Origin of the sequence: Pseudomonas sp. MPC6 (genome assembly GCF_006094435.1) — a bacterium.
Lineage (GTDB): Bacteria > Pseudomonadota > Gammaproteobacteria > Pseudomonadales > Pseudomonadaceae > Aquipseudomonas.
In genome coordinates, this window is the sequence record NZ_CP034782.1 from 32,227 (window position 1) to 45,140 (window position 12,914).

The following is a 12,914-nucleotide window of genomic DNA, read 5'->3' on the forward strand; positions in this document are numbered from 1 at the left end:
CCCCTTATTAATCGTATGCATCTTCTGGGATTTCAAAATCCTCCCCATCGTCGCCGAGCATTTCCTCGGGTTCTAGATCAGGTTTGGGCTGATGGAAATATCCTGTGAGCCCTTGCGCTTCCGCTGCATGTAGCGCTTTTCTTGCTGCCTGGAACAACGCAATACCACGCTGCTCAGCAGGAACGTCGAAACGCTGGATACTGTCCAGGTGCCGAGCTGTAGCTACTACCTGGTCCAAGATCGGGTCATCGAGGGCCGGGTAGTAGGGTTTCTCAACCCGGCGAAGTTGAGCGGCGATGTAGTCGACTGAGTGGGTGTCCTGCTTACTGATACGCTCGGCACTTTGGGGCAAGCGGCTGTACTCCGGCCGCTCGATCTGTAGGAAGCGATTGATGCGGGCAGATAGCTTGCTGGTTTTTTTGTGATCGTCAGGAATGTAGAAGCTCGATGCTGGAATTACCGCGTCCTTGAAGATCAGCATTCCTTCGCCGGCCTGCAGCTTTTTCAGTTCGCCAAGCTCGATCTTGTTGCGGCGTTCGATGTTCGCGGCACCTTGAGCCTGGTAAGCACCACCGGTGTTCTGGTCGTACCCGGTGAGAACGCTGTAATAAGCCTCCCCACCCGCCTTGCGAATGTAGTCGTACGTATCCTCAGGGTCTTCCAAGGCCAGCACCCATTTCACTTTGGTGTTGGCAAGCATGGAAGGTGCCTCGTCGGCAGCCTCGCCTCGTTTAAGCCCCTGAATATCTTGCACGGCGGCGACCATCATGAAGCCAAGGCTTCGCGCCTGAGCAAACATTACAGCGATGCCTGCAGCAAAGTAGTAGGCCAGCTCATCACTGATGATCAGGTACGGATTAGGGGCATTGGTAGCCTTGGTATCCAGGACGTCTGCGCGGGTACCCTCTAAGCGGTAGCCAAGATTCTGGGCCATCATCAAACGGATTGAAGAGATGTAGAGCTTGCCCAGCGATGCAGCCTCTGAGGCTGACTTTTCGAGAGTCGGGATCATGACGGCAATCAGCCGGTCATTGAGAAGTACATCCAGCATGTCTATTTCGGGAAACTTGTCCGCGAAGATATGACCGTACGTATCCATCATCATCGACAGGGTGCGTGCAAACTGACCGGTCAAATAACCGTGCTGGTTGAACACCTCTGCATCCCACTTCGACGGATCTCCAGCGAGCTGCGGATTGAAACCTGGCAAGCCGGTTTCAAAGTAGGCTTTGATTGGCAGATAGGCCAGCTCAGGAATCAGCCCTTGCTGACCCTCGATGTAAAATTGCACCAGGTTTTGGAGAGCGAGGTAATGGCGGATCACCCCGATGGAAATCTCAAGTTCACCTTTTGCACGCTTGTAACAGAGCGTACGCAGAAGGGCGTCAATCATGTTGAGCGCTTTCTGCTGCCATTGAGCACCGTCACCGCTGGCGACAGGGAGCAGCGATGCCATCAGTTGCAACAGGAAGTCAGCTGCGGCATCCCCGAACGGGTTCATGGAGTTTGATTGAGGCTGATTCATTGCATGAAGGCCAGATTCCCTGGCCACCATGTGCTCGAAGGGATCCATGCCACCGGTGAGGTAGTTGAGGATGAGGAAGTCGTCCTCACGCCCATGCCTGCGAGCTAACGACCATAGACAGAACGCCAGGTTGGAGTCTGCTTTTCCGTCCCCGTACGATGCTCCAGTACCCCAGCAAATGGCGTTGTAGTACATGCCCATCAGGGTTTCACTTTTTCCCGAACCTGTGGTGCCAGGCAAAAACAGATGGGTACGGCAGTCAGAGTTGTTTAACCAAAGCTCCCGGCCTTCGTCAGCGCTCGCCGCAATACCGTCTGTGTTGGGCGTACGTAGGAACCCGAGGTACATGATGCCCCCGGCTGCTAACAGCTTGCGAAAAAGTCGCGATTTTGTGAGTAAGCCCCAGAGGAAATTTTCCTCAACCAACTCCTCGTAATAATCCGTTCGATCCAATCCGCCGATGTCTTTGGGCATCCGGATAGGCATTCGGAACTTCTGATCCTTGAAAGCCATGATCAGCATGGACAAAAACAGGATCCAGACGGGCCACAGGACTGGTTGATAGAACAGCAGGCCAGCAATGGCTAACAGTGCCAGCTTGAAATTGTTCGGGCGATACAGTGCAACATTGAACCTGGTCCAAGAGCTGCGTACGTCCCTTGATATGCGTCCAGGTTTGATCTCGTGCTGTGAGTCGAGAGACATCTAGTGATCTCCTAGGCGGGCAACGCCATACCGATCGTTCTTTCAAACTGAGCGGTAAGAGCCTGTTTATAGAGGGTTGCCTCACGAACGCGGGCGAGTATTTTGCGTGCCTTCTCAGCAGCGCGTACCTGGGATTCGGGTACTTCCATGTCCAGGCCGTGCTTGACGTAGTCTGCTAAAAATCGACTCAAGGGATACGCAGCCTCCAAAGCTTGGTTCCATGCGTCCAGGCCGTGCGTCCTGATCAGCTGATCGGGGTCACTGCCTTCCGGTAGAAACAGAAATTGGACGGTTTTACCGTCGCGTATTTCCTCAAGAACGACTGCTGAGGCACGTAAGGCGGCAGATCGGCCTGGCTTATCCCCATCGAAAGCAAATGTCACTGTGTCGGCATTGGTGAAAAGCCGTCTGGCCTGCGCATTCGTAAGGGCGGTCCCCATAGGTGCGACGACTCTGCAGTCACCGGCCTGGTGAGCTGTGAGTACATCGAAATAGCCTTCAACCACGATAGCGTGACGGCCACTGCGAATTGCGGGCTTGGCGACGTTCATTGCGTACAGCTCGTTGCCTTTATGAAAAAGCTCTGTCTCAGGTGAATTGAGGTACTTGGGTGTGCGGTCGGGCTTCTCGATCAGGGAACGGCCAGCAAATCCAATCAATGCGGCGCTTTCGTTGTAGATCGGAATCATGACCCGGTTGCGGAAGCGGTCGAACAGTCGGCCGTCCTCTGCACGGATGGCGAGTCCACAGTCGATGAGTGTTTCTGGGTCGTGCCGTTTCACCAAAAGCTCAACGATTCCGGTCGCTACGGTGCCTAACTGGTAGGAGGTAATCGTTTCTTGGGACAGCCCGCGGGTAGTAGTGAGGTACTGGTGACCTGCGGGACTACGCACGATCCCCCCCGCGTACAAGCCAGCTGCGTCTTGCAGTGCCTTGTAAAGGGATGCCAAGCGCTTTCGAAGCATTTGGGATTCAGCAGAGTCGTCAGTCTGCGATTCTGGGACTGTGATCCCTGAGTCTGCCGCGACTGCGGCAACAGCCTCTTGAAAAGGAAGCTTGTGGAATTCCATCATCCACTTGATTGCATCACCTTGCGCGGGACACCCATAGCACTTGTAAGTGTTCCGCTCAGGCGATACTTCAAAAGAAGGTGTTTTCTCTCCATGAAAAGGGCAGCACGCCTTGAAAGCCTTGCCCGCCTTTTTGAGGGTGATGTCTCTTCCAATGATCCCCACCAGGTCTGCGTCCTCACGCACACGGGCAAGGAATTCATCGGTGTACCGGATGTACTTGCCCATGAATATCCTCACTGCGCCTTTGTTTGATCCAGCCATTGCGAAATGGCACGAGCGGTATTGGGAAGGGTCAGCGGGGTTTGCTCGCCGCTCGTGTTCACCACCGTGGGAGTGCCCAAGAAATTCAGCTTGCGGAATATCTGGTCATTGGCCGCCACTGCTGCTTCGCCTTCGGGGCAAGTAGCCGCATCGATGCGATCACCCTTGACGATTTTCTTCCAATAGCTGGCACGGTCTTCTGGCTTGGCACAAAGCATTTGTGCAATCGCGGTGCTGGACTCAGGCCCGCCGATCACCGATACCGGGAAAAGCTGAATGGTGTAGTCGGCGGAGAGCTTTTCAAGTTCTGGTTCAAAATTGCGGCAATGCGGGCACGACGGGTCAGAGAACACGAAAACCGTCCCCTTGCCCCCCTGTGAAAGCTGTACAGCGTACTTTCCAGCCTTCGTACCAGCACTGATGGCTTGCTTAACGATTGATGGGTCAGCAGCTGGTGGAAGCCCCGGAATGTTGCCTAGCTGCATATTCTGGAGATTCTGAGGTTGTTGTGGCGGTACGAAGCCAGGTTGCGTTGCCCCCGGGTTGTAAACAGGTTGCTCATTAACTTGGCCTGGGTTGCCAGCTGCAGCTTGAGAAGTGATACCGGTCATTCGGGCGGCGTACATGTTCAAGCCCAAGGCGAAGATCAAACCTAATGCAGGCAGTAATCCCCACTTAACAGCCCCCTTCACTCGGCTGAATAACACTCGACGCCGGGTGAAACGGTCGAGGGCGTGTTGCATTGCTTCAAAAGCATTTCCTGCCAGCGCTTCGGATCCAAACTCCTCAAGCAGGCACTCGTGATTCGCACCTTGGGTAGGGTTGGACCAGAGCAGACGTTTTCCATCGAGACGAACCTGGACACTGTCGTTCAACGACAGAGCGGTAACAGCGCGGCGCTCGCCGGTCGATCCGAAGTGAACGTGGAGAGCCAAATCGTATTGGCGAATTCTGTCGCGATTTTTCATTGTGTATCTCCTTGTTGGGCAACCAAACCTAGTTTGGCGAGGTATTTTTCGACGCCATCAATCGCGTCTTCAATGGAAGGCTCCGTGAGGCGATAGCCCACGTTTTCTGCGTACTCTTCCCACTGCATCTGGGTGAAAACAGCACCTTGCTCAAGAAAAGGAGCCTTGCGCAGGCCGATGTTCAAGGCATAGAAAAGGCTCCGGTCCATCCCCTTTAACCAACGGAACTGGGAAGAGGGCAACTTGCCACTTTTGGATGCGAGCTTGTGCATGGCGAACAGCATCGTTCCGGGGTAGGGGTGACGGAGGAGCCAAGCCTGAGCGTCAGGGTGAGCCGCATATTTTTTGAATGCGGTGTCGGTTAAACCGAGGTTCGGATAACCTTTCTTTCCTTCAAACGTGCCCGTGTGACAAGAGCGGTTGAGATCGTCCAGGAGATGCTGCGCAACGCGGATATCTTTCCCGTCTGAGAAGAGGCGTGCGCCAAACACTGCGAACAAGGCGCGTTCCGTAGGACTCAAATCGTTGAGAGATGCGACCGGAGTACCTAAAAAATCGATCATGAGTTGGCCGCAGCGCTCGCGATCTAGTTTGTGATTGACGATCAGTCCATGTTCAAGAGCCCATTCTTCCGGATGCACAGCACTGCGATGCTCGACCGGATCATCATTCAACAAAAGTGTCTGGGGGTTGCCGTAGTACAGGGAGGGAATAATTGCCGGGGAGTGCTTGGACATGATCCAAGGCAATGTTTCAACCGTGACCTTACGACGAGTTTTGTTCATCGGGTGACGGTGAGCTGCAAGAAAGCCACGGGCAATGATGACAAGCGGAATGATGATGTAGAAATACCCGGCTTTGTTGAGCATGATTAAAAGCTCGGGAAAAGTAACCCGTGCAGGGTACATGGCCATGCTCGCGGCCTGAGCTCGCCACTCTCGAATTACTTCAGGCATGAATGGCCAATCGAACACGGCGAGCTGATACCAAACCCATTTCAAGGACCAATAACTGATGGTTCCATGCCAGCGATGCCAAAACATCCAACCAAATGCGACTGGCAGGGCGATCAAGACAACCCACACGACCCCCATACCCTCGGACTGATTTTGTCCATGTCTAGCCATGAATCCTCCTAGAACTTGAGCGAGTTGTTATAAACGCGCTCGATGTACGGGTATTTGTACTTCGGTGTCCTGGAGTGGTAATGCCCAACCCCATCCCAGAAGCTGCCATTCGCCTGGTTGATCTCGTACCGCAAAATGTATGCAGCGGCGCGCGCGGACCAGCAAAAGTTCTGCGTGATCATTTGAGGAGAAACGCCGAATTCGCCCTGTAATTTTTGGGCCCACACGGTGTTGATCTGAAAAGGTCCGTGGTCGACCGTGCCATTTTTGTTTTGGCTCAAGGTCCCGGTACTACCTCCCTCTGTCATCCAAAGAGCGATCATTACCCTTAAGGGCAAACTGTAATCACGCGCCGCTTCGACCATACATACCGGTACAGGCGGCTCAGCCACAGGAACTGGAATCATCGTTTCGTCCTTTCTCGATCCCTAGCAATGGGTTATAATTTTCCGTATGGTAGCCATTCTACGGAATTAAGGCAAGTTGAATCAGCCTTCTGCAAATCCGCAAAAACGCTGATTTCAGCCTCGTTCAGGAAGGAGTTTTTAATGGAAAAGGTATTGTGGATTGCTGAGAAAGAGTCTCAGCTTTCTCAGGGTATTTATTCGGCCATCCCTGGCACCACCGAAGATCGGGGGCCAGGCTGGGCACGCAGAGGCGAGCAATGGTTTATCTGGCTCGATGGCCACGCGTTTCAACAAGCTCCACCCGATCACTACCTTCCTGACGATGTACCTTTGACAGCTGGCAATAAAAAGGTCTGGCGGATGTCAGATTTGCCGATTATCCCGGCAGCCAGGGCTTGGAAGCTTTTACCAGACCCTCGCAAGAAGCCTCGTATCGCGAAACTCAAAGAATTGTTGCAGTGGTGTGATGTAGTTCACCACCTCGGCGATCCTGACGAGGAGGGTCAATGCCTCGTTGATGAAGCGCTTGAGTATTTCCAGTTCCATAAGCCTGTGCGGCGGGTGCTAATCAACGACTACAACTCCAATAAGATCAAAGAGTCGCTCGCCAATATCCGCGAAAACACTGAGCCCCTTTTTACTGGGTGGCGACGGTGGGGTCTGGCTCGAAGTCGCTACGATTGGTTGCTGGGCATGAATGGCACACGAGCGATGACCTTGCGCGGCCGTGAAGTAGGGCAGCAGGGGTTGCTGCCGGTTGGGAGCGTACAGACACCACTGCTCTACATAGCCAGGGAGCGCGACAGGCTGATCGAAGAATTCCAGCCTCATGCTTACCAAGTAGTTACTGTGCAACTACAACCACCTGAAGGACCGTCCTTTCAAGCTCGGTGGACACCGCGGCCAGATCAGTCTGGCCTGGATGAAGATGGGCGTGTAGTTGACTCTCAAGTAGCACAGTCCATCGCAGAACGGGTAAAGGGCCGCAGCGGCTCTGTTACCCAATGCGCTATCACCGACAAAAGCAAGAAACCCCCGCTTCCTCTTTCCATGAACGAGCTGCAGATGGAAGGTTTCAGCCGGTATGACTATTCCGCTCAGGAAGTCATGGAAGCGGCTCAGAAGCTGTATGACACATACAAAGTCATGACATATCCGAGAACGGATGTCCGCTACCTGTCGGAAGCCCACCACGAAGAAGCTGCTGCAGTGATCGGGGCAGTGCTGCAAATTCGGCCTGACCTGAACCAGCTGGCTGACCTCATCGATCCTTCCCACAAATCCGCAGCTTTCAATGATGCGAAAGTTCGTACGCCAACCGGCGAGCCGACACCCCACCACGGGATCGTGCCCTCCATCCCGGAAAAAATGGTGAACCCGGCTGAGTGGACAGAATGTGAGCGGAACGTCTACGAGCTGGTCATTCGTGCATACCTGGCTCAATTTGCCAGCGATTACAAATACCGGGCCGCAACGCTGCAGGTGGATATTGAAGGTGAAGCTTTCTCGGCCAGCGGCACCACACCCGTGCAAATGGGTTGGAAAGCAATCTATCAGGAGCCGCCACCTTTGGACGAAGCAGAACCGGCAGAGGACAACCTTCCCACGCTGACGTTGCCAGCGCTGAGTGAAGGGGACACTGTCGCATGCTTGTCTTGCGAACAAGTCGAGCAAATGACCACGCCACCACCCCGCCTCGATGACAATATGCTGCTGGATGCGATGAAGAACGTGCACAGGTACGTGGTCGATTCGGAGCTTCGTAAACTGCTCAAAGAGGGTGAGGGCATCGGAACGACCTCGACCCGTGCCGGCATTATTGCGGACATGAAAAAGCGCGAGCTTTTCGTACCAGCGCCCAAGGGCAAGAAAAAACTGATGACCAGTGCTCAGGCTAGAAACCTCATCGACGCTCTACCGATGAAGGTTAAAGATCCTGCACAGGCGGGACACTTCAAACAATCTCTGGATCAGGTCGCAAGTGGCACGCTCACCCATACAGCATTTATTGAGTATGCCGAACGCTTTGTTCGTGACGTGGTTGAAGTTGCGAAAGTAGCTGAAATGGCAGCCCTACCACCTGTTCCAGGAGAGCAAATTCCTTGCCCCAACTGCGCAGGCGAGCTACAGAACAAAGGTAAACGTACTGTTTGCAGTCAGTGCGAATTTGTTCTCTGGCACGAAGCATTCGGTAAGCTACTAGGAGCAAAGGATATTGAAGCCTTGCTGAAAAAGGGCGAAACGCGGCTACTTCAAAACTTAATCGGACGTGAAAAACAAAAGAAATTCTCGGCTCGCCTGTCCCTGGATCGCACAACCGGGAAAACTAAGCCCCTCTTTGATCAACCCGGAGTAGCAACTTCAAAATCAGGAACCTCAACAACGGTGCAATCAACGCTTGCACCGCTTAACTGTCCTCGATGCCAGACAATTCTTGTCCTTACCGGGAAGATGCTCGAATGCCCATCGTGCCAATTCAAATTATTTTCAGAAATGCTGGGCAGAGCCTTGAATGATGCTGAATTGAAAGCACTCGTTACGGATGGAATCACCAACAATCTGAGTGGTTTCACCAGCAAAAACACCAAGCGTGCATTTTCTGCAAAACTCAAACTCAACCGGGAAAACTGGAAAGTAGAGTTTGAATTTGAAAAAAAAGGTGCCGACCGTGCCTAAGTCCGAACACCCAAATCGACCACCTGGCTGGTGAGAAAGGAGCAATACATGTTTATACGTCTGTTTCCTCTGGTCCTCGCAATTCTGATTGCGGGTTGCGATCAGTCAGAAAATCAGCATGAACAAGAAGGTGTGCAACGACAGCTGATTCAGGGTATGCACGCAGAATTCTTCAAAGTCGCTGATGGGAATAACAGTTGGTTTGAAGTTGCTATATCAGTCGATAACAGCAAAACATTCAGGATGCCTGTTTTCTTCTCCCAGAATGGAAAGCTCGTCAACGTTACCGATTCCCAAGCACAATCCATCTTTGACAACTGGCTCAAAGAGCGCGCCAAAAATATTGCTGCGTTCGGCTCGCTTGATGAACAGAGCGGCATGAAAGATCCATTCCTAGCGCTTGATGTAAAACGCTGGGAGAAGAAATGATGTTTAACGAAGATGACATGAAGTTTGTTCCTGCGTATTACGCGGCGAATGGAAAAGGCCAACATGTACCCTTCATCGTGTCCTTGATGATGGTCGATGATCAGAACAAGGCTGCATTACCACCGGCCGTTTCAGCGTCGATAGACAGAACGCTAAGCATCACAGGAACGGAAGGGGTGGCTTTCGCGAACGTCTACAACGTCGAACGGCTCGAAGTCGTTGTACCAGCTCATATTGACCGGGCGATGAAGATTCTCGGGGCTCTGGTGCTTTTCCGTTGCGAAAGCCCTGAGACAGCCGAAAACCTGATGGGGGTGATGAATGAGGCCTACACCCTCACCTTGGTCAAGGATCAGCGGAGCGCGTCTGATGAATAGACAGAGGATTTGGCGTACCACTGTGGGGGTGGGCAGTTTACTCATTGGTCTTTCCTATGCAGTGCTGACAGTCCGTAACGGTTTCAGTGTCGCCGGCGAACTGGTACACGCAACGCTGTTTTTCGCAGCCGGTATTGCTCTGCTTCATTACACATTCAAGTCTCAGCATGAGGGCTCGCAAATGCCAGGTCCATTGACTAGCCAGCAGGTCGCAGAATACGAATGCGCGATGGAAACCATCGGAAACGCAATCGCAGCACGATCTCAGGCAATCCATGAAGAGAGGGCCAATCCTGAGCCCAACAAAGAGCGACTGGATAGATTGCGTCAGGAGCAGGCTGAGCTTGTTCTTGAGAGGAGCAGAATTTCGATAGATGACGTCGACAGCGTGCGTCGAGTCATCGCGCATTATGGCGCCCAGGTACGGGCTCAGATTTAAGGACTGACCATGGACGATCAGAACAAGGGTATGAGCGTTGATGAGGCACAAGAGGTCGTTGATCGCTTCTTGGCCGACTACAATGGAAATATCCCCCTGAGGAATATAGTCAGGGCGAAACAGGAGGACATTTATGGGCCACAAGCATCTCGTGACAAAATCGGAATCCGAATCGACGGAGCGTACCACCCAGGAAGCGGACTCATCACCATTGTCGCTTCCAATATGGGTGACGAAGGGGCCATCCTCCGAAACTTGCGCCACGAGCTCCTCGGGCATTATGGGCTCAACACCTTCAATCCCGAAGAAAAAAGGACGCTTCTGGCTCGCGTTCTTGAAACGCGCTACGAACCAACGCTAAGCCATATCTGGGCTTATGTTGACGATAATTATCGTGACAAAAGTGAACTGCACCGGGCCGAGGAAGTATTCGCGTTCGTAGCCGAAGACGAACGATCGTTCCTCGGGCGGGCCTGGGACAAAACCCGCGCGGCCATGCAGAAAGTCCTCAAGGTGGCGGGCCTCGTCAGCGACAAGTCCCTCTCGATTCATGAGCTGCGCATCGAGGCTCTGGCCATCGCAAAAGGAATCAAAGCTGGCGAGAGGCTACAGCAGACATTCCCTAAAGACGATCAGTCTCAATTCAGACTCGAAGCAGACGAACATCGGCTTATCTTCGAGGACATCGCCCAGCACGCAATGATGCTGAGTAAACCCGTCCAGCAACCGGTGGCAATCATCCTTGGCGGTCAACCTGGTGCGGGAAAAGCAGCACTCAGCAGCCATGCGACCGCCGAGCTGGGTGGTAACACCATCAAAATTGACGCAGATGAGCTTCGCAAGTATCACCCCCATCTATTAAAGCTGATGCGCGAAAACGACCGCGATGCAGCAGATCTTACCCACCGTGACGCTGCAGGCTGGGCGGTAAAGCTTACAAACCTGGCAATCAAAGAGCATCGGAACCTGGTCATCGACGGAACGATGCGCGATCCAGATAGCTTGGCCAAGCTCTGCGGCAAACTGCAATCAGCCGGATACCGCGTCGACGCGCGCGTATTGGCCGTCAATGACCTGGTTAGCCGTTTAAGCATCCACCATCGTTACGAGCTGCAGCACGAGGCTAACGGGTTTGGTCGTTGGTCCAACCGCGTTAACCACGATCTGGCTTTTGTAGGACTTCCGGTCACTGTTGACCGGTTGGAATCCTGCAACTTGGTCGACCGAATGTACGTGACGAACCGAAGCGGGACAGACCTCTATGACAATTTTCGGTCGACAAGTGGATGGGAGCAAACCCCCGTCCAAGGCCGAATGCATGTTGACACTGAAAGGTCCAGAGCCTGGACGCAGGCCGAGCGCGCATCCTTCGATCTAACGCTTGATCTTGTGCAATCGAAGATGAACCGGCGTCAAGCAGGGGAGGGGGATCTTGCCGCGCTTGCGGCCATCCGTGCTGACTACAACCGAACACTGACAATTATCACTCGCGCCCAGGTCGCAACTCCGATCAAACCGAGATGATGCTACCAAGGACTTCGAGTCCATCAGCAGCCATACGAACCAATGATAAGGGGACGCCATGAAACCAGAAGAATTCACTGCAAAATTGAAGACTGCTACTCCGGATCAACTCGAATCATTGAATGATGCTCACTGGAGGTACATCAGTCTCATTGGGCTCGTTTCTGAAGTGGTCCCTGCAGATGTGGTAGCCGCGGATCAAGAGGAATATCCCCACTTCATCAAACAAAACGGCTCAATGGCCGTTTTCGATGATGCAGATTGTGAGATTTTTATGGCGGCGATAACAGGTCTTCCTGTTGAGCTTTGCGCAGCTTGGCGGGACAAAGATTTCTATACGCTGCATGGCGAGACGGCTGACGAAATGGCAGAGCGCCAACACGCACAACCTTGAAATCTCAGGAGGAATGGCAAATGCAATCCAAATCACTACCAAACCAGGCAACCACATGGGCCGCACTCAGTACGGTCGTTGAAGAGTTTTCAGATTGGCAGCAACGCTCTGAAAGGAAATTTGCGGATGAGAACACCGAGTACTTGGCTTACTTGATGGACCAGTTGGGAGCAGAGAGCAAACCACTGATCGGCAATCCTCTTAATCACCCGGTACTCGGGCTGCTTAGTCATATGAGCAGTAAAAACAACCGGATGCGGGAATTACTGTTTGCCTACCTTGCGATTGTGTTGTCTCAAGATTCAGAGCCCGCTCGCAGGCTAATTGCCGGACAGCGACTGCAGGCCGACCTTCACCCTGAGTACGTGGCTGCGACCCGCTGCTACGCCAACACCTCAAACGCATAACTTCTTACTGAATCCGCGGACGGCTGCACTCAAATGCTGGTAAGAATTGTACTCTGTTACTCATTTCGTATAATGACTATGATACGAACTAGACGGAGTACTATAAGATGCGTAGTAAAAGGCCGTCCCACGATCAAGCCCAAATGGGCTTTGATTTCGCCTTTCAAGAAACCGTATACGCAATAGAGACCCTCGAAGCCGGGCTCGACATCGATGACGAACAAGGAGAACACCATGATCACAAATCAAACCCAACCGTTGGACATCGCAACCCGGGAACTGAGCCCGGTGACGATCAAGGCGATTCGTCAGTCTCCGTCGTTCGGCCCACAGTCGTGGAAAATTCTGGATCGTTGGGCGTTCAACAGCCCGGTGCAGTTGAAGCAACTGGAGCGCGAGGGGGAACTCGTTCTGCTGGGGAAAGTGTTGGAGCAGCAACGCTTGGAGCTGGAAGCACTGTACAGCCTGCCAGCAGAGCAGAAGATCGGCCTGACCGAGCACGAAGTGCTGGCCCTGCAGGAAGTGAACACCGAGCTTTAACACCCACTGACTATGCAATCAGCGCGGCGGACTCACTTGGCACAGGTGGGGCAAAAAGCAAG

Annotated in this window: 13 protein-coding genes; 8 read left to right on the plus strand and 5 right to left on the minus strand. The window is 53.1% G+C overall.

The features are described from left to right. Positions 1-7: 7 nt before the first annotated feature. The 5 genes from ELQ88_RS00455 to ELQ88_RS00475 are packed head-to-tail and all read right to left on the minus strand — an operon-like array spanning position 8 to position 6,066. The gene (locus tag ELQ88_RS00455; RefSeq protein ID WP_138962867.1) at positions 8-2,230 is read right to left on the minus strand and encodes a TraM recognition domain-containing protein; all 2,223 of its coding nucleotides are present in this window, start codon (positions 2,228-2,230) and stop codon (positions 8-10) included. A gap of 11 nt (positions 2,231-2,241) precedes the next feature. Further along, positions 2,242-3,528 (minus strand): DNA primase, encoded by a 1,287-nt coding sequence (gene dnaG / locus ELQ88_RS00460; protein WP_138962869.1) that lies wholly within the window; start codon positions 3,526-3,528, stop codon positions 2,242-2,244. Positions 3,529-3,536: 8 nt separating this feature from the next. After that, positions 3,537-4,532, minus strand: a complete 996-nt coding sequence (locus ELQ88_RS00465; RefSeq protein WP_138962872.1) for a thioredoxin fold domain-containing protein — start codon at positions 4,530-4,532, stop codon at positions 3,537-3,539. Continuing rightward, complete coding sequence (locus tag ELQ88_RS00470; RefSeq protein WP_138962874.1) at positions 4,529-5,659, minus strand: conjugal transfer protein TrbA; 1,131 nt, start codon at positions 5,657-5,659, stop codon at positions 4,529-4,531. The genes ELQ88_RS00465 and ELQ88_RS00470 overlap by 4 nt, the downstream gene beginning before the upstream one ends. A gap of 8 nt (positions 5,660-5,667) precedes the next feature. Beyond that, entirely contained in the window at positions 5,668-6,066 is a 399-nt protein-coding gene (locus ELQ88_RS00475) for a lytic transglycosylase domain-containing protein (protein ID WP_138962877.1), read from the minus strand. Positions 6,067-6,207: 141 nt separating this feature from the next. On the opposite strand from ELQ88_RS00475, the gene ELQ88_RS00480 reads away from it, so the two are divergent. From ELQ88_RS00480 to ELQ88_RS00515, 8 genes are all read left to right on the plus strand, one after another. Further along, positions 6,208-8,742 (plus strand): type IA DNA topoisomerase, encoded by a 2,535-nt coding sequence (locus tag ELQ88_RS00480; protein WP_138962879.1) that lies wholly within the window; start codon positions 6,208-6,210, stop codon positions 8,740-8,742. A 48-nt stretch (positions 8,743-8,790) separates the two neighbouring features. Beyond that, positions 8,791-9,171: a hypothetical protein gene (locus tag ELQ88_RS00485; RefSeq protein ID WP_138962881.1), complete on the plus strand. Its 381-nt coding sequence runs from the start codon at positions 8,791-8,793 to the stop codon at positions 9,169-9,171. Next, entirely contained in the window at positions 9,168-9,548 is a 381-nt protein-coding gene (locus tag ELQ88_RS00490; protein ID WP_228761519.1) for a hypothetical protein, read from the plus strand. The genes ELQ88_RS00485 and ELQ88_RS00490 overlap by 4 nt, the downstream gene beginning before the upstream one ends. After that, positions 9,541-9,987 carry a hypothetical protein gene (locus ELQ88_RS34445; protein ID WP_228761520.1) on the plus strand — a complete coding sequence of 149 codons (447 nt, stop codon included), beginning with the start codon at positions 9,541-9,543 and terminating at the stop codon, positions 9,985-9,987. Before ELQ88_RS00490 ends, ELQ88_RS34445 begins: the two co-directional genes overlap by 8 nt. A gap of 9 nt (positions 9,988-9,996) precedes the next feature. Beyond that, complete coding sequence (locus ELQ88_RS00500) at positions 9,997-11,511, plus strand: zeta toxin family protein (protein ID WP_178084658.1); 1,515 nt, start codon at positions 9,997-9,999, stop codon at positions 11,509-11,511. A 58-nt stretch (positions 11,512-11,569) separates the two neighbouring features. Beyond that, the gene (locus ELQ88_RS00505; protein WP_138962885.1) at positions 11,570-11,905 is read left to right on the plus strand and encodes a hypothetical protein; all 336 of its coding nucleotides are present in this window, start codon (positions 11,570-11,572) and stop codon (positions 11,903-11,905) included. 20 nt (positions 11,906-11,925) lie between these two features. After that, positions 11,926-12,312, plus strand: coding sequence for a hypothetical protein (locus tag ELQ88_RS00510; protein ID WP_138962887.1), 387 nt, complete (start codon positions 11,926-11,928; stop codon positions 12,310-12,312). 234 nt (positions 12,313-12,546) lie between these two features. Then, positions 12,547-12,852, plus strand: coding sequence for a hypothetical protein (locus ELQ88_RS00515; RefSeq protein WP_138962889.1), 306 nt, complete (start codon positions 12,547-12,549; stop codon positions 12,850-12,852). Positions 12,853-12,914 lie beyond the last annotated feature (62 nt).

Coding starts and splice junctions, on each gene's coding strand:
- ELQ88_RS00455 (WP_138962867.1), bottom strand. CDS start 2,230: ATGTCTCTCGACTCACAGCACGAGATCAAACCTGGACGCATATCAAGG.
- dnaG (WP_138962869.1), bottom strand. CDS start 3,528: ATGGGCAAGTACATCCGGTACACCGATGAATTCCTTGCCCGTGTGCGT.
- ELQ88_RS00465 (WP_138962872.1), bottom strand. CDS start 4,532: ATGAAAAATCGCGACAGAATTCGCCAATACGATTTGGCTCTCCACGTT.
- ELQ88_RS00470 (WP_138962874.1), bottom strand. CDS start 5,659: ATGGCTAGACATGGACAAAATCAGTCCGAGGGTATGGGGGTCGTGTGG.
- ELQ88_RS00475 (WP_138962877.1), bottom strand. CDS start 6,066: ATGATTCCAGTTCCTGTGGCTGAGCCGCCTGTACCGGTATGTATGGTC.
- ELQ88_RS00480 (WP_138962879.1), top strand. CDS start 6,208: ATGGAAAAGGTATTGTGGATTGCTGAGAAAGAGTCTCAGCTTTCTCAG.
- ELQ88_RS00485 (WP_138962881.1), top strand. CDS start 8,791: ATGTTTATACGTCTGTTTCCTCTGGTCCTCGCAATTCTGATTGCGGGT.
- ELQ88_RS00490 (WP_228761519.1), top strand. CDS start 9,168: ATGATGTTTAACGAAGATGACATGAAGTTTGTTCCTGCGTATTACGCG.
- ELQ88_RS34445 (WP_228761520.1), top strand. CDS start 9,541: ATGAATAGACAGAGGATTTGGCGTACCACTGTGGGGGTGGGCAGTTTA.
- ELQ88_RS00500 (WP_178084658.1), top strand. CDS start 9,997: ATGGACGATCAGAACAAGGGTATGAGCGTTGATGAGGCACAAGAGGTC.
- ELQ88_RS00505 (WP_138962885.1), top strand. CDS start 11,570: ATGAAACCAGAAGAATTCACTGCAAAATTGAAGACTGCTACTCCGGAT.
- ELQ88_RS00510 (WP_138962887.1), top strand. CDS start 11,926: ATGCAATCCAAATCACTACCAAACCAGGCAACCACATGGGCCGCACTC.
- ELQ88_RS00515 (WP_138962889.1), top strand. CDS start 12,547: ATGATCACAAATCAAACCCAACCGTTGGACATCGCAACCCGGGAACTG.